Source organism: Micromonospora sp. NPDC049230 (genome assembly GCF_040647875.1).
In the GTDB taxonomy this organism is placed as follows: Bacteria; Actinomycetota; Actinomycetes; order Mycobacteriales; family Micromonosporaceae; genus Micromonospora.
In genome coordinates this window covers 90,772-113,114 of record NZ_JBEZCZ010000026.1, presented here as the reverse complement: position 1 = coordinate 113,114, position 22,343 = coordinate 90,772, and the positions used below count along the sequence as shown (strand labels likewise).

At 70.1% G+C, this 22,343-nt stretch carries 26 protein-coding genes, 1 tRNA gene and 2 pseudogenes; 13 read left to right on the top strand and 16 right to left on the bottom strand.

Annotated elements, in window-relative coordinates:
* Positions 1 to 72: 72 nt before the first annotated feature.
* Complete coding sequence (locus AB0A95_RS21750) at positions 73 to 252, bottom strand: DUF4236 domain-containing protein (RefSeq protein ID WP_030333600.1); 180 nt, start codon at positions 250 to 252, stop codon at positions 73 to 75.
* A gap of 163 nt (positions 253 to 415) precedes the next feature.
* Here AB0A95_RS21750 and AB0A95_RS21745 point away from each other — a divergent pair, with 163 nt between their 5' ends.
* The 3 genes from AB0A95_RS21745 to AB0A95_RS21735 all read left to right on the top strand — a co-directional run bounded on the left by AB0A95_RS21745 (position 416) and on the right by AB0A95_RS21735 (position 2,003).
* Entirely contained in the window at positions 416 to 577 is a 162-nt protein-coding gene (locus tag AB0A95_RS21745; RefSeq protein WP_357557573.1) for a putative leader peptide, read from the top strand.
* Between the two features lie 248 nt (positions 578 to 825).
* Entirely contained in the window at positions 826 to 1,395 is a 570-nt protein-coding gene (locus AB0A95_RS21740; protein ID WP_357557572.1) for a flavin reductase family protein, read from the top strand.
* Positions 1,392 to 2,003 carry a malonic semialdehyde reductase gene (locus tag AB0A95_RS21735; protein ID WP_357557571.1) on the top strand — a complete coding sequence of 204 codons (612 nt, stop codon included), beginning with the start codon at positions 1,392 to 1,394 and terminating at the stop codon, positions 2,001 to 2,003. Before AB0A95_RS21740 ends, AB0A95_RS21735 begins: the two co-directional genes overlap by 4 nt.
* A 13-nt stretch (positions 2,004 to 2,016) precedes the next feature.
* Here the strand turns inward: AB0A95_RS21735 and AB0A95_RS21730 are convergent, their stop codons facing one another.
* Both AB0A95_RS21730 and AB0A95_RS21725 read right to left on the bottom strand, forming a co-directional pair.
* Positions 2,017 to 2,472, bottom strand: a complete 456-nt coding sequence (locus AB0A95_RS21730) for an Rrf2 family transcriptional regulator (protein ID WP_357557570.1) — start codon at positions 2,470 to 2,472, stop codon at positions 2,017 to 2,019.
* Between the two features lie 7 nt (positions 2,473 to 2,479).
* Positions 2,480 to 3,466: an AraC family transcriptional regulator gene (locus AB0A95_RS21725; protein WP_357557569.1), complete on the bottom strand. Its 987-nt coding sequence runs from the start codon at positions 3,464 to 3,466 to the stop codon at positions 2,480 to 2,482.
* 184 nt (positions 3,467 to 3,650) lie between these two features.
* Here AB0A95_RS21725 and AB0A95_RS21720 point away from each other — a divergent pair, with 184 nt between their 5' ends.
* The gene (locus AB0A95_RS21720) at positions 3,651 to 4,427 is read left to right on the top strand and encodes a glucose 1-dehydrogenase (RefSeq protein ID WP_357557568.1); all 777 of its coding nucleotides are present in this window, start codon (positions 3,651 to 3,653) and stop codon (positions 4,425 to 4,427) included.
* Positions 4,428 to 4,544: 117 nt separating this feature from the next.
* On the opposite strand, the gene AB0A95_RS21715 is transcribed toward AB0A95_RS21720, so the two are convergent.
* Positions 4,545 to 4,976, bottom strand: coding sequence for an SsgA family sporulation/cell division regulator (locus tag AB0A95_RS21715; RefSeq protein WP_007457244.1), 432 nt, complete (start codon positions 4,974 to 4,976; stop codon positions 4,545 to 4,547).
* Between the two features lie 273 nt (positions 4,977 to 5,249).
* Here AB0A95_RS21715 and AB0A95_RS21710 point away from each other — a divergent pair, with 273 nt between their 5' ends.
* The gene (locus AB0A95_RS21710) at positions 5,250 to 5,828 is read left to right on the top strand and encodes a PGPGW domain-containing protein (RefSeq protein ID WP_357557567.1); all 579 of its coding nucleotides are present in this window, start codon (positions 5,250 to 5,252) and stop codon (positions 5,826 to 5,828) included.
* A 50-nt stretch (positions 5,829 to 5,878) separates the two neighbouring features.
* A tRNA-Val gene (locus tag AB0A95_RS21705) sits at positions 5,879 to 5,950 on the top strand.
* An 81-nt stretch (positions 5,951 to 6,031) separates the two neighbouring features.
* On the opposite strand, the gene AB0A95_RS21700 is transcribed toward AB0A95_RS21705, so the two are convergent.
* Together AB0A95_RS21700 and AB0A95_RS21695 are read right to left on the bottom strand one after the other, a co-directional pair.
* Positions 6,032 to 6,943, bottom strand: a complete 912-nt coding sequence (locus AB0A95_RS21700; RefSeq protein ID WP_357557566.1) for a site-specific integrase — start codon at positions 6,941 to 6,943, stop codon at positions 6,032 to 6,034.
* 126 nt (positions 6,944 to 7,069) lie between these two features.
* A complete protein-coding gene (locus tag AB0A95_RS21695) occupies positions 7,070 to 7,609 on the bottom strand; it encodes an RNA 2'-phosphotransferase (protein ID WP_357557565.1) in 540 nt (179 codons plus the stop codon).
* A gap of 284 nt (positions 7,610 to 7,893) precedes the next feature.
* On the opposite strand from AB0A95_RS21695, the gene AB0A95_RS21690 reads away from it, so the two are divergent.
* Positions 7,894 to 8,139, top strand: coding sequence for a BTAD domain-containing putative transcriptional regulator (locus AB0A95_RS21690; protein ID WP_357557564.1), 246 nt, complete (start codon positions 7,894 to 7,896; stop codon positions 8,137 to 8,139).
* An 8-nt stretch (positions 8,140 to 8,147) separates the two neighbouring features.
* Here the strand turns inward: AB0A95_RS21690 and AB0A95_RS21685 are convergent, their stop codons facing one another.
* On the bottom strand, positions 8,148 to 8,789 hold the full coding sequence (locus tag AB0A95_RS21685) for a helix-turn-helix domain-containing protein (RefSeq protein WP_357557563.1): 642 nt from the start codon (positions 8,787 to 8,789) through the stop codon (positions 8,148 to 8,150).
* 220 nt (positions 8,790 to 9,009) lie between these two features.
* Here AB0A95_RS21685 and AB0A95_RS21680 point away from each other — a divergent pair, with 220 nt between their 5' ends.
* The 3 genes and pseudogenes from AB0A95_RS21680 to AB0A95_RS21670 form a co-directional block, all read left to right on the top strand.
* The gene (locus AB0A95_RS21680) at positions 9,010 to 9,951 is read left to right on the top strand and encodes a DMT family transporter (RefSeq protein WP_357557562.1); all 942 of its coding nucleotides are present in this window, start codon (positions 9,010 to 9,012) and stop codon (positions 9,949 to 9,951) included.
* A 253-nt stretch (positions 9,952 to 10,204) separates the two neighbouring features.
* Positions 10,205 to 10,306: pseudogene (locus AB0A95_RS21675) on the top strand (disulfide bond formation protein DsbA); the annotation flags it as partial.
* Positions 10,307 to 10,410: 104 nt separating this feature from the next.
* Positions 10,411 to 10,739 (top strand): annotated as a pseudogene (locus AB0A95_RS21670) (vitamin K epoxide reductase family protein); the annotation flags it as partial.
* Between the two features lie 77 nt (positions 10,740 to 10,816).
* On the opposite strand, the gene AB0A95_RS21665 reads toward AB0A95_RS21670, so the two are convergent.
* The 5 genes from AB0A95_RS21665 to AB0A95_RS21645 all read right to left on the bottom strand — a co-directional run bounded on the left by AB0A95_RS21665 (position 10,817) and on the right by AB0A95_RS21645 (position 15,488).
* The gene (locus tag AB0A95_RS21665) at positions 10,817 to 11,533 is read right to left on the bottom strand and encodes a cation transporter (RefSeq protein ID WP_357557561.1); all 717 of its coding nucleotides are present in this window, start codon (positions 11,531 to 11,533) and stop codon (positions 10,817 to 10,819) included.
* On the bottom strand, positions 11,533 to 11,877 hold the full coding sequence (locus tag AB0A95_RS21660; protein ID WP_357557577.1) for a metalloregulator ArsR/SmtB family transcription factor: 345 nt from the start codon (positions 11,875 to 11,877) through the stop codon (positions 11,533 to 11,535). Before AB0A95_RS21660 ends, AB0A95_RS21665 begins: the two co-directional genes overlap by 1 nt.
* A gap of 623 nt (positions 11,878 to 12,500) precedes the next feature.
* Positions 12,501 to 12,650 carry a hypothetical protein gene (locus tag AB0A95_RS21655; RefSeq protein ID WP_357557578.1) on the bottom strand — a complete coding sequence of 50 codons (150 nt, stop codon included), beginning with the start codon at positions 12,648 to 12,650 and terminating at the stop codon, positions 12,501 to 12,503.
* Positions 12,635 to 12,883, bottom strand: a complete 249-nt coding sequence (locus AB0A95_RS21650) for an FAD-dependent oxidoreductase (protein ID WP_357557560.1) — start codon at positions 12,881 to 12,883, stop codon at positions 12,635 to 12,637. Before AB0A95_RS21650 ends, AB0A95_RS21655 begins: the two co-directional genes overlap by 16 nt.
* Positions 12,884 to 13,787: 904 nt before the next feature.
* Positions 13,788 to 15,488: a hypothetical protein gene (locus AB0A95_RS21645; protein ID WP_357557559.1), complete on the bottom strand. Its 1,701-nt coding sequence runs from the start codon at positions 15,486 to 15,488 to the stop codon at positions 13,788 to 13,790.
* A gap of 159 nt (positions 15,489 to 15,647) precedes the next feature.
* On the opposite strand from AB0A95_RS21645, the gene AB0A95_RS21640 reads away from it, so the two are divergent.
* The 3 genes from AB0A95_RS21640 to AB0A95_RS21630 all read left to right on the top strand — a co-directional run bounded on the left by AB0A95_RS21640 (position 15,648) and on the right by AB0A95_RS21630 (position 18,138).
* Positions 15,648 to 16,043, top strand: a complete 396-nt coding sequence (locus AB0A95_RS21640; RefSeq protein ID WP_357557558.1) for a DUF2690 domain-containing protein — start codon at positions 15,648 to 15,650, stop codon at positions 16,041 to 16,043.
* 273 nt (positions 16,044 to 16,316) lie between these two features.
* Positions 16,317 to 16,652: a hypothetical protein gene (locus AB0A95_RS21635; RefSeq protein ID WP_357557557.1), complete on the top strand. Its 336-nt coding sequence runs from the start codon at positions 16,317 to 16,319 to the stop codon at positions 16,650 to 16,652.
* A 961-nt stretch (positions 16,653 to 17,613) separates the two neighbouring features.
* The gene (locus AB0A95_RS21630) at positions 17,614 to 18,138 is read left to right on the top strand and encodes an alpha/beta hydrolase (protein WP_357557556.1); all 525 of its coding nucleotides are present in this window, start codon (positions 17,614 to 17,616) and stop codon (positions 18,136 to 18,138) included.
* Between the two features lie 120 nt (positions 18,139 to 18,258).
* Here the strand turns inward: AB0A95_RS21630 and AB0A95_RS21625 are convergent, their stop codons facing one another.
* The 4 genes from AB0A95_RS21625 to AB0A95_RS21610 form a co-directional block, all read right to left on the bottom strand.
* Positions 18,259 to 19,191, bottom strand: a complete 933-nt coding sequence (locus AB0A95_RS21625; RefSeq protein ID WP_357557555.1) for an AEC family transporter — start codon at positions 19,189 to 19,191, stop codon at positions 18,259 to 18,261.
* A gap of 357 nt (positions 19,192 to 19,548) precedes the next feature.
* Complete coding sequence (locus AB0A95_RS21620) at positions 19,549 to 20,100, bottom strand: kinase (RefSeq protein ID WP_357557554.1); 552 nt, start codon at positions 20,098 to 20,100, stop codon at positions 19,549 to 19,551.
* Positions 20,097 to 21,338: a methyltransferase, FxLD system gene (gene fxlM / locus AB0A95_RS21615; RefSeq protein WP_357557553.1), complete on the bottom strand. Its 1,242-nt coding sequence runs from the start codon at positions 21,336 to 21,338 to the stop codon at positions 20,097 to 20,099. Before fxlM ends, AB0A95_RS21620 begins: the two co-directional genes overlap by 4 nt.
* Before the next feature lie 422 nt (positions 21,339 to 21,760).
* Positions 21,761 to 22,330, bottom strand: a complete 570-nt coding sequence (locus tag AB0A95_RS21610; protein ID WP_357557552.1) for a helix-turn-helix domain-containing protein — start codon at positions 22,328 to 22,330, stop codon at positions 21,761 to 21,763.
* Positions 22,331 to 22,343 lie beyond the last annotated feature (13 nt).

The window sequence follows — 22,343 nt, the reverse complement described above, 5'->3', positions numbered from 1 at the left end:
GCCCCACCACCCCAACACCGCCGCGCGCCCTCCCCACCACCCCCCCCCCCCCCCCGCTCGACTCCCGGGAGGTTACGACCGGGACTTGTCCTGCTTCCAGGACAGTGGACCCGGCAGGTCGACACGGTGCGCACGTGCCTTGGAGTTCCAGGACCAGCGCCCGATCTTGATGCTCCAGGAGGAGAAGCCGTTCTCGGTGAAGTTCAGGATGATCGGTCCGTACTTCTTGCGCTTGCGAAACATGAGGCCCATCGGAGGACTCCCCTCGTCACCGTTCCCTGCCGTGTCGAGATCGAACATGCCCGGACCAGCAACTTTTGAAACCCTCTCGGTGTCCGTCCTGGACGGTCCCGGCCGCGCAGCTCCAATCTCTACTCACCAGATAGGTCTTGTGACACGATAAGCGCTGCTAGCCATGCTATTTCCCATCGGCATCGATGGAATTCTCACCTTCTGGAAGACCGTTGACCTGTCGATCCCGCCCCGGCAACATGAGGTCATGTCGCAGCGGGATGAGCTTCACCTCACCGCTCGTGTGCACGTCGACCTGGTCCGGCACGCGAGCGCGCTCTGTTGAGCCGACCGGTCCATCCGGTTCGACTCCAGCGACGCACGCACACCGCCGGCCCGCTCAACGCGGAGCAGCGTGCCTTCTCACCCTCCTCACTCCCACCGTGGACAGATCAGGAGACTCCGCATGTCCCTACCCCGTCGTGCCGTCCTCCGTCCCCGAGCCGCCGCCAACACCCCGACCACCGCCGTGACCAGCTGCTCCGGCCCAACCCGACGGGCCCGCACGCACGCGGCGTCGACCCCGGTGCCGGCGTGACCACCGTGGAGCGTCCCGCGACGGACGCGGCCGAGCTGCGACCGGTGAGTGCGGACCTGTTCCGTGCTCTGCTGCGTCGGCAGGCCACGAGCGTCACAGTGGTCACCGCTGTGGCCCGCGCCACCGACCCCGCCTGCCTGGGCGGGATCGGCGCGCCGATCCGGGCCGGTTTCACCGCCACCTCGTTCACGTCGGTGTCGCTGGACCCTCCGCTCGTCTCGTTCTGCCTCGGGACGGCGTCGTCGAGCTGGCCGGTGCTGGCTCGCGCCGAGCACGTCGCGGTGCACCTGCTGACCGCGGGGCAGCGGGACGCCGCGACGGTCTTCGCCACCAGCGGCATCGACCGGTTCGCCGCGTACCCGGACTGGACGCCCGGACCGTTCGGGGTGCCGCTGCTGACCGGCGTGTTGGCCCGGCTGCTCTGCCGGGTGGTGCACCGGGTGCCCGCCGGCGACCACACGCTTGTCATCGCCGAGCCGTTGGCGCTCGGTGACGGCGGCGACGGCACGCCGCTGGTGCACCACCACGGCGGCTACACCACCGCCGCCGCGCCGATGCCCCGGTGACGGCGCTGGCCACACCGGGCCTGCTGGCGTTGGACCGGGCCGCCCAGGACCTGCTGTTCCGGGCGGCCCGCACGGCCAACACGTTCACCGACGAGCCGGTCACCGACGCCCAGGTCGCGGCGATCCACGACCTGATCCGGTACGGGCCGACCGCGTACAACGGCCAGCCGCTGCGGGTGCTGCTGCTGCGCAGCCCGGCGGCGCGGGCGCGACTGCTGCCGCACCTCTCGTCGAGCAACCGGGCGAAGACCGCCGCCGCGCCGCTGGTGGCGGTGCTCGCCGCCGATGTGGACTTCCACGAGCGGCTGCCCGAGCTGTACCCGCACCGCCCGCAGGCCCGCGACTGGCTCACCGATCGGGCGACGCGGGTCGAGCAGGCCCGGTTCAGTGCGACCCTGCAGATCGGCTACCTGGTGGTGGGCGTACGCGCGGCAGGGCTGGCCGCCGGCCCGATGGCCGGGTTCGACGCGGCGGGCGTGACCCGAGAGTTCTTTCCCGACGGGCGGCACGAGACGCTGCTGGTGATGAACGTGGGCCACCCCGACTCGGCCTCCTGGGGCGCCCGGCTGCCCCGGCTGAGCACCGAGGACGTGGTCCGGACGCTCTGACCCGCTGGGTGGGTCAGCGCGGTTCCCACGCGTCGGGCAGCGCGGTGAGCTTGCGGACGTGGGCGGGCAGCCGACCGTTGACGATCTCGGCGAGGCTCACCTCGTCGACCACGCGCCGCACCGCGGCGCGCACGGCCACCCACAGGCCGGGCAGGTTCTCCGCCGCACCCTCGTACCGGGTCTCCTCGGGGCGCAGCCCGCGTACCCCGGCCAGTGGGCCGTCCACCGCCCGCAGCACCGCGCCGACTGTCACCTCGCGTGGTGGACGGGCCAGCGTGTAGCCGCCCTCGGCGCCACGCTGGGCGCGGACGATGCCGGCCCGGCGAAGATCCGCCAGGACGGCCTCCAGGAACTTGCGGGGCATGTCCTGCTCCCCGGCGATGGCCTGGGTGGACAGCAGCGAAGGGTACGCGGTGGCCAGGCTCAGCGCCGCCCGTACCGCGTAGTCGCCGCGCGCGGAGATCTGCACCCTGTCATCATGCCCGGCCGGTGCCGCGGGTCGGTCCGGTGGGCGACCCGGACCGTTCGGCGTGGCCGCCGTTGGCCGATTCGGTGAGAGGGCGGAACCGGCCACCGTTGGCGCCGGTCGGCTCGGCCGGCGCTCGCGGGCGGACCACCCGGCTGGCCGCCGGCTGGTCCCGGGCGGCCCGAAACGCGCCGGGGCTCACCCCGACCTCGCGGGTGAAGAAACGGCCGAAGTTCGTCGGCTCGGAGAAGCCGAGCTGCCGGCCGATCTGGGCGATCGGCTGGTCGGTCGCGGCGAGTAGCCGGCTGGCCTGCAACGCGACCCGCTCGTCGATGACCTGCTTGGCGCTGCGGCCGGTGACGGCCAGGCAAGCCCGGGTCAGGGTACGCACCGAGCAGCGCAGCCCGGCGGCGTAGTCCTCCACCCGACGGCTGTGCGGGTAGCCGCGCTCCACCTCCTGACAGAACCTGTGGAACGTCTCGTCCTCGGGCCGGGGCGCCGAGCGGTCGGCGCTGGCCAGGGTCAGCCGCAGCAGCAACACGACCAGTTGGTGACGAAGCAGCGCGCGGGCGGTGCGGTTGTCGGGGTGCCGCTGACAGTCCACCGCCAACTGGCTCACCTCGCTGATCACCGCGTCCTCGTCCTCGCCGGCCAACTGCCGCCACGTCACGGGCGTGCCCAGGTCGACGTCGAAGCCGCGTAACGCCTCGGGATCCCAGGCGACCACAGTGGCGTCGAACTGCGGACCGGCGCAGCGCAGCGCCTGGCCGGCTCGGACCCGCAACAGCGTGCCGGGCCGGCAGGGCAGGAGGTGGAAGTCGAGCTCCGCGTCGCCGTGCCCCCGTGTGGTGAGGATCAGCAGCTCCTGCTCGACGAGCACCGGCCGACGCCAGCCCGGATCGCCGGCGAGGTCGGCCAGCGCGAACGTGGCGATCTCGTCGGGCGCGGGTGGAGCCGAACCGATCGGTGGCGCGGGGGTGGGACCGGTGGAGACCATCGCCTGCGACGGTAGCCCGAACCGCAGGTCACCGCATCCCAATCGACGCGGGTGGCGGAATCGGCGTCACACACCGGGCTTGTCGCGATCCCGGCGGCCGGGCTACGTTACCCGGCGGTAGCGCCGTCCGGGCCACGGTCCGCCCAACCGGACGGCGGCCCCGCCGACTCGCGATGGGATGGGCATGACGCAGCTGTTCTCGGTCGAAGGTAAGACGGTCCTGGTCACCGGCGGGTCGCGGGGGATCGGCCTGATGATCGCCCAGGGCTTCGTACGGGCCGGCGCACACGTGATCATCTCGTCCCGGAAGGCCGACGTCTGTGCGGCGGTCGCCAAGGAGCTCTCCGCCGAGGGGCGCTGCGGGGCCATCCCCGCCGACCTGGGCGACGACGCCGGGGCCGAGGCGCTGGCCGCCGCCGTGCGCGAGCGCTTCGACCGCCTCGACGTGCTTGTCAACAACGCCGGCGCGACCTGGGGCGCCCCGCTGGAAAACTACCCGGAGGCCGCGTTCGACAAGCTCTGGGCCGTCAACGTCAAGGCCGTCTTCCGGCTCACCACCGCGCTGTTGCCGGCGCTGCGCGTCGCCGCCAGCGCCGACGACCCGGCCCGCGTGATCAACATCGGGTCGATCGACGGCATCCGGGTGCCGATGATGGAGGTGTACGCGTACTCGGCCACCAAGGCGGCAGTGCACATGCTCACCCGCGGCCTGGCCCACCAGCTGGCCGGTGAGCAGATCACCGTCAACGCGATCGCACCGGGCCCGTTCGAGAGCAAGATGATGGCGTTCGCGCTGGACGACCCCGCCAGCCGGGCCGCCATCGAACAGCAGGTGCCGCTGGGCCGCATCGGACGCCCGGAGGACATGGCCGGGACTGCCATCTACCTCTCGTCGCGCGCCGGCGCGTACCTCACCGGCGCGGTCATCCCCGTCGACGGCGGCATCACCACGCACGGCTGAGCACCGGCTGACCCGGGGCGGGCTGTCCGCGTACCCCCTCCGGGTGTGCCGGGGCCGCGCGGACTCGGCAGATCCGCGCGGCCCCGGGTTGGCCGGTGTTGCCCGTTCGGGCGGTGGTCAGCGACCGGCGAGCAGCCGGTTCACCGCCGTGTCGACGTCCAGGTGCTCGGCCTCACGACCGCGCGGGACGACGACGTAGGTCCGTCGAAGGAAACGCACCAGAACGCTGCGCGGCACCTCGAAGAGGGCGTTGCCGTCCGGTGACGAGAGGGCCAGCGCGACGAAGTCGCCGCGCGGTGTGGCCCAGGGCCAGACCCGCACATCACCGATGCCGGCTGGCTCGTCCAGGCCGGTGACCAGCAGTTCGCGGGCGAAGGACCAGCTCACCGCCTCGCCACCGGCAGATTCGGCATGGAACAGGACATGGACCGCATACGGGTCAGCAGGGTCGTAACGCAGACTGGCACGCACCGGCAAGGCCGTGGCGTCAGGTGCGACGAGCCTTAGTGACGTCTCGACCTCTACGGTCGTCGGTCGAATGACACTCATGGACGTTCTCCCCCCGGCACCGCTGCGGAACGCGCGTGTCCCGCTTTTCCCATACTCAGGTGCTACTCCTGGCTACGCTCCGCCATACGCTGACTTCACCCAGTGGTGGGAAGGGGGACGGAAAGGTCGCGTGAATGCGAGCATTCATGTAGGATTTCCGGTTCTGCCCAGTGCGTGATCCCGCCCGGCATCGGGTGGTTCAGTCGTCGACTTACTCCGGTAACGTCCAGTCGACCGTTGCAGTGACGGGCGTGAGCGACACTGGGGGGTGAAATGGTGACGAAGAAATCCTCAGTGGATCCGCCTGCGGCGCCCGGCCCGCCGAAGGTTGCGGTCCGAGCAGCCGAAAAGCGGGGGTACGGAGTGCCGATGGAGCAGCCCGAACGCGCCGATCGGCCGACGCCCGACGCCGATCGGCCCGGTGGTGTCCTGGTCGTCGGAGACCCGCCGCGCCGCCCCCGCTGGCGGGAGCGGATCTCGCTGACTCTCGACCTCATCCGGGCCAACCCCACCGGCCGGATCGCCCTCAAGATCTTCATTGCGATCGCGGGCGCGATCGTGGTGACAGTCGGCATCGCACTCATCCCGCTGCCCGGGCCGGGGTGGCTGCTGGTGATCGCCGGGTTGGGCATCTGGGCGGTGGAGTACCACTGGGCGCGCCGGCTGCTCGGCTTCACCCGCCGGCACGTCTACGGCTGGACGCGCTGGGTGACGCGACAGTCACTGCTGGTGCGAGTCGTGCTCGGGTCCGTCGGCCTGGTCTTCGTGGCCACCGTGGTCTGGCTGTCGCTCAAGTTCAGCCTCGGCATCGACCTGGTCGCCACGGCGATGCACTACCTCGCGACGCACTGACCCCGGATTTCCGGTCCGGTTCCACGATCGGGTAGAGTCAGTGGCGCTGAGGGCGATTAGCTCAGTGGGAGAGCGCTTCGTTCACACCGAAGAGGTCGCTGGTTCGATACCAGCATCGCCCACCCTCTATATCAGCAGGAAAGGCACCCTCGATGAGGGTGCCTTTCCTGCTGACCGGCCTGCTGGCCATGGTCATGAGTCAGCTATGAGTCAGCAAACGCGTCGCGGACGCGCTGATCTCGTCCCTCGGACCGGTGGGTGTAGAGGTTGAGCGTGGTCGACGGCCGCTCGTGTCCCATGACGCCCTGCACGTCGGTGACCGGCACGCCACGCGACACCAGCTCGGTCGCGAACGAGTGGCGCAGGTCGTGAAAGCGCAGGCCACCGGACGCCATCTTGGCAACGTGCGCGATGGACTCTCGCTCCGTGGTGAATTCCGCCGTCCACTCAATACCCTCCGAGTCGTTCCAAGCGGCACGCCACTTGAAGTGGCCCATCTTGTCGACTCGTCCGAGCAACCCCGCACGCACCAGCGACGGACGCCATACCCGAGCGCGAAATAGCGTGCGGCGAAGCGGGCCGGCGCTGGAATTGGTGAACACCTCGCCGCGTGGACCGGCAGGAAAAGCCTCGCGGTGCGCGGTGAGCAGCTCCGTCGCGAAGTCGGGGACCGGGACCGTGCGTCGCCCGGCCCTCGACTTTGGGTAGGGCTTCATGGTGACCGTGCCTGCCACCTCCACGGCTACGCGCACGACCGTGACGGCTGCTGCGTTCAGGTCCAGAGAGTCCCACCGGAGTCCGATGCACTCACCCCACCGAAGTCCGGTGCCGCCAGCAAGCGCGACTAGCGCTCGGTACCGATCCGGGACGGCCGGCAAGAGCCGGCTTACGAGGTCTGCTCGCGGCAACACCTGTTCGTCAGCGTCCTTCTTTCGGCGAGCCGGCACCTTCACCCCGTCGCACGGGTTGGCGCCGATCAGCCGATCCCGGCAAGCGGCCCGCATGATGCTCGACAGGAGGCGGAAGCACTCCGCGACGGTGGCCGGAGAGCGCCGGGTGCCAAGGTCGGATACCCAGCTTTGAACCGAGAGAAAGTCGATCCGAGACAGCGGCACGTCGGCCCAGCGGGGAAGAACGTGAGTCCGCAGGATCGATGCGTCTCTCGCCGGATGTCTGGTGCCGCATCCCGTTCGAGGCCGCCCGCATCCCGCCGGAAACAGCGGTGCGGGCCGGGGCGGGGTTCAGTCGAGCAGATAGCTGGCAGGGACGGCGTTGGTGAGCCAGACGCCGTTGGCGCTGCGGTGGAACACGTGCCCGTCGGCGGCCATCGCCGCCGCGTCGATGGTGAGGATCACGACCCGACCGGCTCGTCGGGTGCCGACCCGGTGGGCGGTCTCGGTGTCGGCGGAGAGATGGACGTGGTGCCGGCCACCGCGGTGCAGGCCGGTGGCCCGGATCGACTCCAGCGCACCGGCGCTGGTGCCGTGATAGAGCCGGTCCGGTGGGGCCACCGGGGGAAGCCCGAGGTCCACCGGGACCGAGTGACCCTGGTTGGCCCGGATCCGCAGCACCCCGTCGGTGCCGCGCTCGACAGCGAACCGCTGCTTGTCGTTGCCGACGACGACCGCGTCCAGCTCGGCCCGCTCGATCCGTAGGGCCGCGAGCAGAGCGTCGACGGGAGTCCAACCGGCCGGGTCGAGCACCAGGCCGACCCGGTCGGGATCGTGTCGGAGTGCCTTCGACATCCGTTTGCTCAACTTCACCAGGTGCTCGCGTTCCACAGTGGCATTGTGGTCGATCCCCGTCGCTCGAATCGAAGGGTTTTCTTGCGACGCCGAAGACGGATCTTCCGCCGGTCGGCTTGTCGGGTACGGCCCGCCGGCTCGAACCATCTATTGAAAGGCGGGCCACCCGGAGATCATCGCGTCCCGGACCCTCATGGAGGCCGACTTCGCTGCCCGGGTGATCGGCGGGAACCTGGCCGACGAGGTCGCGCTCAGGCCGAAGGTAGTGCGTCCACCGTCAGCGGTGGTACTGGACCAGGCAGTATTGCTGCGGGCCATCCGTGGAGCAGAGCCGGCTGAGCGTGCTGCGCCATCGGATCGAGTGCGACTTGCGGTGTGGCCGGCACCAGCAGGCCGCCGACGAGCTGACCGACCTGGTCGGCCGGCACCCCGGGTGCGAGACGTTCCGCCGCCAGCTCACGATGGCCCGCAACGGACCGGTGCGGAGCACCCACCCGGACGACCCGTCGTGGTCCGCGAGTCGGCTCGGGCGGGACCCCCGTGGGCTGAGCCGGGTCGGTCGGTGACCCCGACCTCAGCCGGGCGAGGTGGGCCGGTGGGTGCCGTCGGAGTGGTGGCGGCCGTTGGTGTGGTGGCCGCCGTCCGGGGTGACCCGGGCGAGCGCCGCACGGGCCAGCCCGTCGAGCGAGCGGGTGATCCGCTCCGGGGTGAGGCCGCGTTCCCGTCGTTGGTGCTGGTAGAGCTCGGGTGCCAGTGGTGCCAGCAGGGCGTCCGCCAGGGTTTCCGGGTCGGGTGCTCCGGCCGCGACCAGCAGGACGCGGACGTGCAGGTGCCAGAAGTTGTAGGCACCGGTGCGGAACCGGGCGGCGCCGGCCTCGCCGCCCAGGGCCAGCGGAAGGTGCTCCTCCAGCAGCTCGACCATGGCGGCGTAGAAGGCGCAGAGCCGCTGCTCCGGCGGGGCGCCGGGCCCGAGTGGCGGCTCGCCCCGGATGAGTCGTTCCTGGAGTCGACGCTCGTGCTCGTCGAGTAGGGCCACGGCGACCGCTGCCGGGTCACGGTAGCGCCGGTAGAGGGTCGCCCTACCCACCCCGGCGGCACGGGCCAGGTCCTCCATGGTCACGGTGCGCGGATCGCGCTCCCGGAACAGGCGTCGGGCCGACTGCAGGACGCGCTCCCGGTTGCGGACGGCGTCGGCGCGCTCCCTGGTGCGGGGCATGGGCGCACCCGAGGCATCCAGGTCTGCCAACAGCCGGTGGGGTCTGGGGGAAGCTGGCTGGTCGATCTGACGACCCGACACACCGGGACCGTCCGTCGCTGAACCCGCCATGGCGTCACCCTACCTGGTCACGAACGATACGGACGAGAGTCCCAATTTCAATAAAGCTTCGTCTATGCTAACCGGGCATGTTGTCCGTTTAGCTGCCCAAGGTGGTTTCATGCATTACCTACTTCTCGCGTCAGCCCTGCTGGTGGGCTGCCTGCTGGCCGTGCAGGCCTCGGTCAACCTGCAGCTCAACAAGGCGGTCGGCACGCCGTACGGCGCGTCGACCGTGCAGCTCAGTGTGGCCGCGGTCCTGTTGCTGATCATCGGCACCGTGTTCGGCGCGCTCGGCGCGCTCGGCAAGCTTCCCGACGCCACCTGGTGGCATCTCCTCGGCGGTCTGGCCAGCCCGCTCTACATCACCAGCGGCATCCTGCTCTTTCCTCGGCTCGGTGCGCTGCTGGCGGTCGGCCTCTTCGTGACCGGGCAGATGTTCGCCTCGCTGGGGCTCGACCTCTTCGGCCTGCTCGGGGTGCCGAAGAAGCCGCTGTCGGTGGTGATCGTGCTGGGCGCGCTCGCGGTGCTCGCCGGCATCACCGCCATCGTGCGGGGCCAGAAGGCAGCGGCGCCGCAGGCCGGATCGGGCGCCCCGCCGGCCCTGGCCCGGACGGGATGGCTGCTGCTCGGTCTCGTCGCCGGTGCGGTCCTGCCGATCCAGGGGGCGGTCAACGCCAAGCTCCGGGCCGACCTCCACGAGCCGCTCGCCGTGGGCGCGGTCAGTTTCACCGTCGCCACCCTGACCATCCTGATCGTGCTGCTGGTGCTGCTGGCCGCCCACCGGACGCCCCGCCCCGACCTGGGCAACCTGCGGACGGTGCCCTGGTGGGGCTGGCTCGGTGGCGCCTGCGCCGCCGCCTACGTGGTGGCCACGTTCATGTTGATCCCCGAGATCGGCGCGGCCACCACTGTCGCCCTCACCGTCACCGGCCAGCAGCTCGCCTCCGCCCTGATCGACCAGTACGGCGTCTTCCGGCTGCCCCGCCGGCCGCTCACCGCGGTCCGGTTGACCGGTCTGGCCCTGCTGGTGCTGGGGTGCCTCCTGGTCCAGCTCGGATAGCCCCGCCGGCCGCAGCCGGGCCGTCCCCGCCCGATCCGCGGCCGGTCCGGACCGCCCTGCCCAACTCGCAGAAGATTGGACCCCTCACGATGCGCCCGTCCTACCGGGTCGGCCGTCAACCGTCCCGACCCAGCCGTCTGCTGCGACCACTGAGGCTGGCGCGATGGAATCGACGGTGCTTCAAGCAAGTCCTGGCGACGTATCAGGGCCGCATCACCTTTGTGGTCAGGTATAGCCGATGGTGCAGCCGCCGGTGCAGGGCACTCCGACGTTCTTCCTCAACGGCCGGAAACTGACCGACCTGCGCGGCCAGGACGACCTTGTCGCCGCGATCGGCGCCGCGCTGGCCGAGTGAGCGCCGCCACCGTCGATCCGGCCGCCGACTCGACCTCACCCGAACAGGAAACCCCTGTCCCGGACCACCGCCCGGATCTGCGCCGTCGGTCGGCGTCGTCCTACTTGGCGGGTGTGCGACTGCCCTGCTGGTTCTGGCTGGGACTGTAGACCGGTGTGACGTTCGGCGTAATCTTCGTGCGCTGGTTGATCTATCAGAGCCTCTACGTCATCGGCGCGCTGTGCCCGTACTGCATGCTGGTTTTGGCTGTCGCCATTCCGATCTTTGTGTACTTCACGCTGCGCGATCACGGTGCCGCGCTTCCCGGGTCTGTGCAGCGGGTCGCCGACACTGCTGCCAGCTACCACAGCCTCATCCTCACCGCCTGGTATGCGATCATCCTGATCGCGATCCTGAGCCGCTTCTGGGGGAGTACTGGGTCACGCTGATCTAGCTCGTCCGCTGCGTCTGGGCTCGCCGCATGGCGGCTGCGGCGGTGGTCGAAGGAGCCTCCTGCGTCAGCAGGCTCGCTCAGCGGTTGTCGGTGGTGCAGCAGCCGTCCGTGCATTCGCTGGTGTCGCTGCCTACGGCGGGGGAGCGCAGCGCCGCAGCCGGGGCGCAGCAGGTGTCGCCGCGCCAGGCTTCGCGGCCTTCCTTGACCGCGACCGCGGCGATGACCAACGCGGCGGCGGGGTCGGCCCACCACCAGCCGAACAGCGAGTTGACCGCGAGCCCGACCAGCAGCACCGCCGAGAGGTACGTGCACAGCAGGGTCTGTTTGGAGTCCGCGACGGCCGACGCCGAGCCGAGCCCGCGTCCCGCGTGGCGTTGTGCGGCAGACAGGACCGGCATCACCGCCAGGGACACCGCGGCCAGGACCAGGCCGATCGTGGAGTGCTCCGCGCGGCCCGCGCCGACGAGCGCGCGCACCGATTCGACGGACACGTACGCGGCGAGGGCGAAGAACGACAACGCGATGACGCGCAGCGCGGCGCGCTCGCGGCGTTCGTGGTCGGGTCCGGAGAACTGCCAGGCGACGGCGGCGGCGGAGGCCACCTCGATGACGGAGTCGAGCCCGAACCCGATCAGCGCGGTCGAGGAGGCCATCCTCCCGGCGCTGATGGCGATGACCGCCTCGATGACGTTGTAGGTGATCGTCGCGGCGACGAACAGGCGCACCCGCCGGATCAGGACCGAGCGGCGGGCCGGCGATGGGCCGACCGACACCAGCGGAAGTGGCGCGTTCATCAGCAGCACCCCTCGGACTCGGCGGCCGGGCAGGCGGCCGGATCGACGGCCAGGACCAGGCCGAGGAGGTCTCCGAGGGCGTGCGCGAGTCGGGCGTCGGCCAGTTCGTAGCGGCTACGCCGGCCCTCTGGCACGGCGACGACGAGGCCACAGCCCCGCAGGCACGCCAGGTGGTTGGACAGGTTCTGCCGGCTGGTGCCCAGCAGGTCGGCGAGGTCCGCCGGGTAGCCGGGCCCCTCGCGCAGAGCGAGCAGGAGCCGGGCGCGGACCGGGTCGGACAGGGCGTGACCGAAGCGGGCCAGGACCTGTCCGTGCGTCAGAGTCTCCACCAGCCGACAGTACATCATGTGGTGAATAAACAAGATGCTGAACTATTTGGTCGTGAGTCTTGACGCGGCGCGGATCGATCATCTTGGTATGCGTATGTGAGCATGATTTTCGATCTGATCGGCCAGGGCGACGGTGCCGGCACGGCGAGCACGGTGAAGGAGACCCACTGATGGGCCACGACCACGGCCACCAGGTGACGGCGACCGGGCAGCAAGGGCCGTGAGCACATCACCGACGTCGATCACGTTCGTGGCGTGCACGACCTGCACGTACACACAGTGACCTCGGGACTGCCCGTCCTCACCGCGCCTCGTCCGGCGCGCCGCCAGGCGTAGGACAGCAGGAATAGCTCAACGGTGGCATGGCCTCGGCGAGTACGGGTTCGATGCCTGAATGGTCCCCAGCAGCGTCGCCGTGCCCACCAGTAGCCGGACCGATCTGGCGGCCCAGCTAGAGGGTCCGGGGTGTTGACCGCAACGGGATGAGGCGCGGGGAACGCCGTTCGCGTTCGTTGGAATCCAGGCTGGCGAACGTCCTGCTGACTGCGGCCAATCAAACGTCGATCGCCATCAGCGGACTCACATGCCGACGGCGCAGGAGGCCTCGGGCGCATCCCGAGGCCTGCTGCTTGTCCGGGCTAGTTGAGGGCGGTGGGCTCTCTGTCTACGTCCCTGGGCGCGGCTGGCTCGGCGGCGGTGCTCGGCGCGGTCCGTCCTGGCATGAAGATGAGCGTCAGGGCGGCTCCGACCACGGTGATGGCGGCGCACACGATCAGGATGAGTTGCATGCCCTCGATGTAGGCGCTCTGGGCGCTGCTGGCCGTCCGGGAAACGGCATGCCCGGCAGCCCGCTGTAAGCGGCCGGTGTGAAGAGCCGCAGCGAATCCCAACGGGACCGCCACGCAGCGCCCGAACGGTCGGCCTCCTCGAGGACCACCACGTTCACACCCGCACCTCGCAGAGCGTGCGCCATGGCCAGGCCAGCCTGCCCCCCACCAACCACCGCGACATCAGCGTCCATCAGCGGTCCCCGATCACCCGAGAGCCAGCGCAACCATCCCACTCGCCATTCACCAACACAGTACGGTCTTCGCTGAATTAATACGGAATAGTCGTGGGTACGCGGGAGATCCCGTGGCCGCTGAACAACCCACCGCCGTGAACCGCCACGCTGGCACCGGTTCCGGCGATCACTGCGGCGCCGTCTTCCTGCCGCGACGTGCGCTACCTACCTCGACAGGTTCCCGGCTCCGGCAGGACCGCCCTCGACGTGCGGCCGGGGAGCGGTGTCGCCTGCTCGAGCCCAAGCGGCTGCGGCAAGCCCGTCCCCTCCAGCTCCTCGACGCCCAAGCATCGAGGCGGCGATCCGCCACTTTGCATCCGGGCTGGAAATCGTCGGACGCGGGCTGAGGGTTCGTCGCCAAGCCCACGAAGGGCTTCATGCGGGTCTTGATGGAGTAGCCACGATCCGAAGGTGGTCCGTCGCGGACCCCAGGACCGAGGGAGCGGGCTGGACGGCTGTCCCGTCTGCCGTGTATCCCCCGTTGACGTCGACGCGCATCTCATTCACGTAGCTCTTGAAGCGGTGCGTCTGCACCCTGGTGCCGTCGACAGTGGCGGAGCCGTCCGCCCACTGTTCCCACACGTCGTAACCCTGACCACACGGGGCCAGCTTCAGTCGCACACCGAAATTGCCGTTTGGCTGGACCAAACACGGTGAGGCGTTGTAGTCGTACCGGAGTCGATAACGCGATACGTCCCCGTCATATCCGACGCACTCCGTGCGGAACTTCTGCCGGCTGTCATTGTTGTCCGCCCGACAGCTACTTGCGCGTGTCCTCCCCAGTAGCCCGAGCTTCGCCGTACACCGCTTGTTGTGTCCGTCGGCGCTCTGAGGACGTGCGGTTCAGGCGGCGGGCGTGGGTTCACCGGTTGGCACCCTCATACACCACTGTCGGCAGGTTGAGCCACCAGGTGGCAGCGGCGCGCACCCGCTCGGGCATCCGGTCGTCGGTCCGCAGTCGGTGCAGCACGGCCCGATTGCGGGTCATGCCCACGCCGTAGGTCAGGCCGCTCAGCGCCGCCGCGTGTGCCGGCCGGTGAGTACGCTGCCACAGCCCTGCGTGATAGGTGATCGCCTGACTCCAGAAGCGGTCCTCGCTGCGCCCGCCGACGTGCCCGATGGCCTGTGCCGCGGCGACGGTGACCCGAGCGGGCACGCCACTGGCGGTGATGAGTTGCTCGATCACCGCGCGCTGCTCTGCCCCGCCGAGCACCCGCAGCGCCTCGATCATGGCGGGCGCCACCGGTGCTCCCAGCACCGTCGCCCCGGACAACTCCGCGGCGAGCCCGGCGGCGAGCGGCCGGCGGTACGGGGTGCCGCCGACAGTGATGGCCGCGAGCAGCCGGATGTCGAACACCGGGTTGAACAACATTTCGTCCAGCAGGACCGGCAGCACTTCGTCGCGGAAGCGCGGGACGTCGCGTGGCATCAGCGCCACCACCATGCCGGCGAGCCGGGCGACCAGCCGCTGGCTCGCCTCCTGATCGGCCAGCCTGCCTGCGCGCAACACCTGCTTGAGGGTCGGATCGGCAGCCAACGTCCCCAGCCTGGTGCGGCTCGCTGCCGAGATCGTGTCCGGCAGGCGGCGCAGCAGCTCGGCCGCCAGGGGCTGGATGTCGTCCCGCCGGGTCGAGTCGAACGTCAGCTCTTGGACGATCGCCGCCAGACCGGGCATCTCGGCGTCGGTGAAGTGGCCGAAACGCAGCTTGCGAACGCTGGCGAGCAGGGCTCCGTACTGAGCCCGCTCGTTGGTGGGATGGACGAGCTGTTCGAGGACGTACCGGTTCGCGTCGGGGTGGTCACTGGCGTCTAGCACGCCCACCGTCTCGACGAACACCTGGTTCGTAGGGTCCGCTGCGAGGCTCGTGCACGCGCTGACCGCCGCCTGCTGGCCGACGGGATGCGCCAGGAGCCGACTCAGCGCCTCGTACCGCTGCATCCAGGCGATCCCGTCCGCGACGATTGTCTCACCGAGCAGCCGCTCGGCGATTGTCCCCCAGGCTCGGTGAGGGGTGATCACCACGGTCGGCGTGGCAGCCAACCGTCGTGTCAGCTCGTCCCATTCGACGCCGGTCAGCAGAGCCGTCGACGATGCCGCCCGGTCCACGAGCTCATCGAGACGGTCCGACGCGGCGAGCCGGTCCGGCGCCCGCACCAGTTCCGGCATGACGCTGTGGGTGGATGCGGCGTACCGATGGATCGTGTCCACGAGGGCGACGAGATGGTGCGACGGTAGGCCGAGCAACTCCTCGTACCGGCGGACGGCCAGATACGGGGCGCACACCGCCGCCGTCTCCCAACGGGATATCTGGTAGATGCTGGTGAGCTCAGCCCAGCAGCCGCCCTGGAACGCGCCGGCGAAGGCTGCCGACCTCAGCCACCGATCGCTCGGCCCGTACAGCCGGTTGACCCGCAGCAGCCAGCCCACTCGGTACTGGTGTGCGGGCAGGCTCGGTCGCTTGGCCGGTCCGACAACCGTCCGGTAGGGGCGGCCGCGGCGGCCCGTCGCGCTTCCTCCGGCTCCCATGCGGCCATTTATTGCACTGAGGATCACTGTGCGCAACGCGTCCGCTGCTACCGGACAGGATCGCGGATCCTGTCGGCAGCCCCGATCCGAGGGGCGGACCGTCATCGATTCGCAGGGCTGGAGCACACGATGAACCTCTCGCAAGTAACCCGCAGAGTCGCGTCGGCACTGGCGGCGCTGGTGCTGGGAACGGTCGTGACCATCACGACGCAGCAGCCGGCCTACGCCGCCGGCTGCCAACCGGGCCAGTGCAACGACAAGGATCCGCAGGTCACCGGCTGTGCCGACGATGCCCGCAACCTGGAGTCCTTCCGATACCAGGGATCGAGTCCCTGGCTGCAGAACACGCTCCTCGAACTGCGGTACTCGCCGACATGTGACACCGCGTGGGTGCGTACGACCGGCGGCGACTGCTTCGACGTCTGGCGGCCCTGCGTGGCGGTGCTCCAGGTCTCCGGCGGCCCGGAGTTGCAGGGCGGTCCAACGGGCGGGCAGAAATGGACCAACATGTGGTCGTTCCGTTACACACTGCGTGGCTGCTTCCGTAGCGGCAACGACCTGCATCTGGACGGGTGCACCCGCTGGCGCTGACCCGTTCCGGGCGCCGCCGCGGTCTCTCCCGGCGGCGCCCGGCGTTGCCGGCCGACCACCCGCCCTGCGCATTGAGCGAGAAGGAGCAGCGATGTCCGCGACCAGCCACAGGCGTGCAACCTGGGCACCGTACGTCGCCGAGGAACACCGGGGGCACGCCGCCGCGAACCCGCAGCGCAGCGCCAACCCCAACTGGAACCCCATCGGCGGGGTCTTCATCCACCACCGTGGCGGATCCAACCCCCTGGGCAACGACTACGAGACAGAAGTCGCGTGCCGGCAGGACATCGCCGACATCTACGAGAGTCACCGGGAAACGACAAGGATTTCGACGGCGACATCGGCTACAACTTCCTCGTCTGCCGGCACGGCAACATCTACGAAGGCCGCGGCTACGAACGCGGCGAGGCGAACGTCGCCGGCTATCTCGACGACGACCCTGACCTGGGCCGGAACGCCGGTCCCGACGACAGGACCCTGGCCCGCGTCGCTGCCCGTCTGGACGCCCACAGCCAGCGGCGGTCCCGCTTCCAGACCGCCGGGGCCGTCGCCGACCCGGCAGCGCCCGCACGGCGGGCGCTGGCACGCAACCTCTCACGCCCAGGCTAGGAACTCCTGACGAAAGGATGTCGGGCATCCAGTGGACGTGCGGCTCGCGTCCCTGGCCAGGGCCGAAGTCTCCTGGATCGATCGGGCAGCCCGGCGAAGGCTTCCAGCGGCGAACTCACGTCGGCGAGTGTGGCACCACCCGCGCGACGGCAAGACCCTGCGCGGCTCCCGCAACACCGAGACCGCCGCCCGGCACAGTCAGCCCAGGATCGCTCGGATGACCGCGGTGTCCCCGTCCAGTTCCAGCAGGTGTACGACCCACCCTCCCGGTTCGGGCCCGGCTGCGGGTTGGTCGCATCCGACTCGCCCGCCGCCGTCGGCGTGTATCGCCACAGTGCACCCGGGACGCGCCATGAAGCCGCCACCGCCGCCCCTGCCATTGGCGTCGGTCAGTCGCACCCTGACACCGCCATTCTCCACGGAGGACGACGCCGTCCAGCTGCCGAGTGGGAATTTGACCGAACCGGAGAAGGACACTTTGCAGTCGCCATCGGCACACGCCGTGTACTTGGCGCCGCCCCCGCTCGGCGCCTCCGTCCTCTGTGCCGCTTTGGACTCCCGTACCGCCTCGGTCTCCCGTGATTCGGCCGCGGTGGGGGAGGAAGATGCGGAAGGTTCGGCGTCACGGGAACTTGGGGGCGAAGCAGCGCGGGAGGCGCTCGCGGTGGCGGCGGTGTCAGGGCTCGACCACGTGGCGTCGGAGGACGATTCCGCCCTGGAGTTGCAGCCGGCCACGGCCAAGACCAGCAGTGACGCCCCGATCGCTGTGCGCTTGGCGGAGGAAAGTCGGCAATGCTGCATGCGCGGAGTCTAGTGGCCCGACTTCGCCGGGCGCCCTGCTGCGACACTGCCCGCGGGTCTGCGACCCCACCTGCACGGGTACGCGAACTTCTGCCTGCCGCGCGGTCGGAGTCCGGTGCACCGGGGCCATGCCCATCGCTGGACCCGTACTGTCGGTGGGGTGACGCGACACCTGCTGGTGCCGGGGCGGGGAATCGCCCGCGCAGAGCATTGGCTGCGGCGATGGGCCGAGACTCATCCGGAGTACCGCTGGGCGCCGGAGCCGCCCGGTCCGCCGCTGATCCTGAGAGATCGCGTGGCAGCGCTGCACACCGCGGTCGGCGAGTCCGACGAGCCGGCTGTCCTCATTGCACACAGCGCCGGGTGCATCACCGTGGCCCTCTGGGCGGCTACGCACAGCGGTCCGGTGCGTGCCGCGATGCTCGTCACGCCCCCGCGCATCACTGGAGCCGAGCCGGACGACCCTTCGGACATCCCCTGGGTGGTGCCCCGGGCCAGGTTGCCGTTCCGCACCATCGTGGTCGCCAGCCGCTCTGACCCGTATACCACCTTCGCGCAATTCGAACAGTTTGCCGAGGACTGGGGCGCCGAGCTGGTTGATGCGGGTGACGTCGGTCATCTCGACACGGCCAGTGGCTTCGGCCCTTGGCCGGAGGGTGAGCGGCTGGTCAGCGAACTCGGGTGAGTCCGCGCTACCTCGTAGCAGGCGGTCGAATACGAGGAGCAGATCGACACCGCGGCCCGCGAGGCCCACAAGGCGAAGATCGAGTGCGCAGCCTTCCGCGTGCTGCCGCAGCTGACGGACCTACCCGAGCAGCGCCACCGCCGCGGCCAGGGTGGCCAGCGACAGTGTCGTGGTCACCACCACCGCCCGGTTGGCCACCGCCTCGCCGACGCCGTACTCCTGGCCGAAGATGAACGTGTTCTGCGCTGTCGGCAGGCCCGCGCACACCACCACGGCGAGCAACTGCGGCGCGGACAGGTGCAGGGCCAGGCCGGCCGCGTACGCGATGACCGGCTGTGCGACGAGCTTCAGCGTGGTGATCACGGCCAGCTCGGCCAGGTTGGCCAGACCGGCCGGCTCGGCCCGTGACGGTGCCGTGCCGTGCAGCGACGCGCCGAGCGCGACCAGGGCGGCCGGAACCGCCGCGCCCGACAGCAGGGTGAGCGACGCGCCGGCCGTCGACGGCAGATGCAGGCCGGCGGCCGAGCACGCGACACCGAGCAGCGAGGCCAGGATCACCGGGTTGCGTACCGGCAGGGAGGCGATGCGGCGGACCCGTACCCGCCCGGCCGGGTCGCTGTGCCGGTCCAGGGCGACCAGGATTACGGGTGTCACCACCAACACCTGTAGCAGCACCACCTTCGCCAGGAACGACACGTCGCCGAGAACCTGCGTTGCGACCGGGATGCCGAGGTTCGCCGAATTCACGTACCCGGCGGCCATGCCCCAGATCGGCCGTTCGCCGGGTACGCGATTGAACAGCCAGCTCGCGGCGACCCACCCGAACCCGACGACAGCGGCGGTGCTCACCCCGAAGGCGAGCAGCGAGCGGTCGGCGAACCCGGACAGCGGCATTCGGGACAGGGCCAGGAACAGGGCGGACGGCATCGCGAGGTGGAACACGAATCGGCCGAGCACCGACGCCGCCGCCTCGCCCAGCAGGCCCCAACGACAGGCCGCGTAGCCCACCGCGGTGAGGATCCAGATCGGTGCGAACGCCGACACCAAGCTCATACGGGCGGCACCGGCGGGCGGGCATCGCACCGGCTCAGGGCCGGCGCGTACGAGTCGAGAAACGCGGCGACAATCTCCACCTGCGCAGGGTGAGCCCGGTTCCCTAACACTCCACCGCGCTTTCGCCGGTCTTCAAGTCACGCGTTCTGGGTCGCGTCCCGTCCGGACCGGACAATATCCCGTTCATCCCCAACAGCCTCACGATCACCGGGTGGCCGTCGCTCTGGACGTTGGCGACGACGGCCCTGTAGGTGCGGTGCACGACCCGGCCGGTGCCCACCCGGCGATCAGCGCCGCGAATACGTCATCCGTCCCGTCCACCACGCGACCGGTCCGGGATTGCGCGGGGTGGTGGGGTCATGGGATGGCCGGGAGCAGGTCGTCGTCGCGGCCGGTCAACGGCAGGCCGGCGGTGGTGGCGATGCGCTCGATCGCCTGCTCCAGGGTGGTGGTCTCCGGCAGGACGAGTTCGTCGGGCCAGCCGAGGACGTCGCGCGGGGTGTACACGGCGAGCATCGTGTCGGCGGTGAACTCCTGCGCCTCGGGCCGGGTCTGGTGTCGGCGCAGCGTCTCCGGCCACGACACGTCGAGGTACACGAACAGAGTTCGGCCTCGGTGCGTGTCGCGCAGTTCGGTGAGCATGCTCCGGTACCGGGCGGTGTGCATGATTCCTTCGAGGATCACGTGGTAGCCGTGGTCGAGGCAGAAGCGGACGTTCTGCGCGATGAGCGTGGGTGCGAGGCCACCTGGCTTGTCACGTTCCCGCAGCAGGATCCGCCTCATATGATCTTGGCCGACGAGGGCGCAGCCGCGGCCGTGCCGATACCGCAGCTCACGGGCGATGGTGCTCTTGCCGGAGCCGGAGTTCCCCCGCAGGCAGATCAGGATCGGCGACTCGGTGTTGCTCATCGGTCTGTCTCCGGCCAGGTGAGCGCGGTCAGCGTGTGGCGGCGGGGCACGAGCAGCCGCAATCGTTCGGTGTCGGGCAGTCGCGTGCCGGCCGGGTGCACTGTGATGTCCGGGCCGGCGCCGGCCCGGAACCGCTGATCCCAGGCGACTGTCAGGTCCATCAGATCGCTTGTCAGTCTGGTGGCGTGTGGACCGAAGCCGTGCCCGCCGAGCTGCCACGTCGTCGTGTCGTGGCGGCGCATTGTCAGGTAGGCGAGGCTGTCGTTGGTCAGCAGGGTGGGGCAGAAGAAGCGGTCCTGTGGGTCCAGCAGGCCGGCGGTGCGGTCCCGATCGACCCTCAGTGCGCCATACGGGCGAGGTTGACTGGCCAGCCACAGGTGCAGGCTCTCGAAGTAGGTGCCCATGCTCATGTCCACGGTCACCGGGAAGCACACCTCGACCCGTGGCCCGTCAAGGGCAGCGCGGAGAGCCTCGGCGTTGGTGCTGGTGGTGTGGTCGTCCAGGGTGAGAACGGCGTCGTCGCCGCGCAGCGGCACCCGGCGGGCCGGGTCCCGGCCGTGGCCCTGCATCGCGACGAAGCCGCACTGCACGGACGCTGTCGCGGCCAGGTGATCACCGTCAGGCTGCAGGGTGAGGCAGCGGGTGTTGCCGCGCATCCGCAGAGGCACCACCAGCCTGCCGGCGGGGGAGAGCTGGTCGGTCCACGCGGGTGGGAGGTCACTGGCCTCGACAGTGACGAGCACCGCGTCCCACAACCCGTCGGCGGGATGGCCGTGGACGCCATCGGCGTGGACCACCTCGACCTGCGGGTAGCCGGCCCGCGCCAGCGCCGCTTGCGCGTGGGTGACGACCCGCACGTCGATGTCGACGCTGACGACCGTGCCGGCCGGGCCGACGACCTCGGCGAGCAGCGCCGCGTTGTACCCTCCTGAGCCGATTTCCAGGACCCGGGCGCCGGGCCTCAGCGCGGCGGTCTCCAGCATGTACGCCTGCAACCAGGGCGCGGAGATCGAACTGGTCGCCTTTCCGTCCGAGCCGCGTCGGGTGACGACAACATCATTCGCGTACGCGCTCTCGATGCTGGTGCCGGCCGGCGCGAACAGGTGCCGCGGCACCGCGGTGAACGCCGCCGCCACCTCCGGTCGGGTGATCCAACCCTGACCGCGCAACTGGTCGACCAGCCGCAGGCGAGCGTCCCGCGCCGTCAACGTCTCGGTCGTCCTGCTCTCAGGTGCCACGAGGACATCTCCTCCCTCGAACGGATATCAGGTGAGCGGCCCGCCGACCGCGACGAGCATCGGCCCGTTGCTGGCGTGCGGCAGGTCGAGATCAGGAGACGGGTACGCCGTCTTCGAGGTAGCGGGTCGACACGCGCCTGGAGGCATTCGCTGACGCGGCGGGCCAGCGGTGACTTCCTGGGGGTCGGAGGGCATGCGGGCACCGTAGAACTTCAGGCAGCCGACACGCCCGCAGCGCCACGCACCCACGATGTCGGCACATCCCGACACCGGCTGTCGGCCCGACAGGGGACCGCCCCATCGTCTTGCGGCTGTTGCTTGTCGTTGCCGTAGCCCCGTACACCAAGATCTGCGACCGGCGGGGCCTGAGTTGGTACCGCAGCCGTTGGCCGGGTGATCCGGCCTGGTCGAGCGATGTCGCGTTACTCCGTCGGGGACCGGGTGGCTGTGGCCGGTCCAGGTGGCGTCGATGGCGTGTCCGGTACGACGACGAGGCTGACGACGCGGCGGGTCCGGCCGTCGGGGGTGTTGCCGGTCCGACTGACGACGGCGTGTTCGATCTCGGCGACCATCGTGGCGAACTCTTCGTCGGTGAGCCAGACGGCGGCCTGTCGGTAGACCACGCCGTCGCGGTGGGGGTCGGCGTGTTCGTGGGCGAGGTAGCGGTCGAAGTCGCCAAGCAGTGACGCCGTAAACGTGGTGTAGGCGCGTCGGTGGTCGTCGCGGGTCATCGCGGCCCGGGCGGCGGGACTGATCGTGCCCTGGTCTTGGCGTACCCGGTAGCTGCGCTCCACAGTGCCGCGTACTCGCCGCTCGTCGACCACCTCCAGCACGCCCGCCTCGGCCAACACGGCGATGTGCCGGTACATCGTCGCTGGAGGGATGTCGGGTAGGCGGTCGCGGAGCTGTGTGGTGGTCAGCGGGTCGGTGTCGAACAGCGTTTGCAGGATGCGCATCCGGACGGGGTGCAGGAGAAGGTCTGCGGTTGCCATGAACCCATCTTCC

Coding starts and splice junctions, on each gene's coding strand:
- AB0A95_RS21650 (WP_357557560.1), bottom strand. CDS start 12,883: ATGGACGCTGATGTCGCGGTGGTTGGTGGGGGGCAGGCTGGCCTGGCC.
- AB0A95_RS21625 (WP_357557555.1), bottom strand. CDS start 19,191: ATGAGCTTGGTGTCGGCGTTCGCACCGATCTGGATCCTCACCGCGGTG.
- AB0A95_RS21680 (WP_357557562.1), top strand. CDS start 9,010: ATGCATTACCTACTTCTCGCGTCAGCCCTGCTGGTGGGCTGCCTGCTG.
- AB0A95_RS21660 (WP_357557577.1), bottom strand. CDS start 11,877: ATGTACTGTCGGCTGGTGGAGACTCTGACGCACGGACAGGTCCTGGCC.
- AB0A95_RS21610 (WP_357557552.1), bottom strand. CDS start 22,330: ATGGCAACCGCAGACCTTCTCCTGCACCCCGTCCGGATGCGCATCCTG.
- AB0A95_RS21655 (WP_357557578.1), bottom strand. CDS start 12,650: ATGCAACTCATCCTGATCGTGTGCGCCGCCATCACCGTGGTCGGAGCC.
- AB0A95_RS21745 (WP_357557573.1), top strand. CDS start 416: ATGCTATTTCCCATCGGCATCGATGGAATTCTCACCTTCTGGAAGACC.
- AB0A95_RS21715 (WP_007457244.1), bottom strand. CDS start 4,976: ATGAGTGTCATTCGACCGACGACCGTAGAGGTCGAGACGTCACTAAGG.
- AB0A95_RS21685 (WP_357557563.1), bottom strand. CDS start 8,789: ATGCCCCGCACCAGGGAGCGCGCCGACGCCGTCCGCAACCGGGAGCGC.
- AB0A95_RS21665 (WP_357557561.1), bottom strand. CDS start 11,533: ATGAACGCGCCACTTCCGCTGGTGTCGGTCGGCCCATCGCCGGCCCGC.
- AB0A95_RS21720 (WP_357557568.1), top strand. CDS start 3,651: ATGACGCAGCTGTTCTCGGTCGAAGGTAAGACGGTCCTGGTCACCGGC.
- AB0A95_RS21725 (WP_357557569.1), bottom strand. CDS start 3,466: ATGGTCTCCACCGGTCCCACCCCCGCGCCACCGATCGGTTCGGCTCCA.
- AB0A95_RS21620 (WP_357557554.1), bottom strand. CDS start 20,100: ATGAGCAACACCGAGTCGCCGATCCTGATCTGCCTGCGGGGGAACTCC.
- AB0A95_RS21750 (WP_030333600.1), bottom strand. CDS start 252: ATGGGCCTCATGTTTCGCAAGCGCAAGAAGTACGGACCGATCATCCTG.
- AB0A95_RS21710 (WP_357557567.1), top strand. CDS start 5,250: ATGGTGACGAAGAAATCCTCAGTGGATCCGCCTGCGGCGCCCGGCCCG.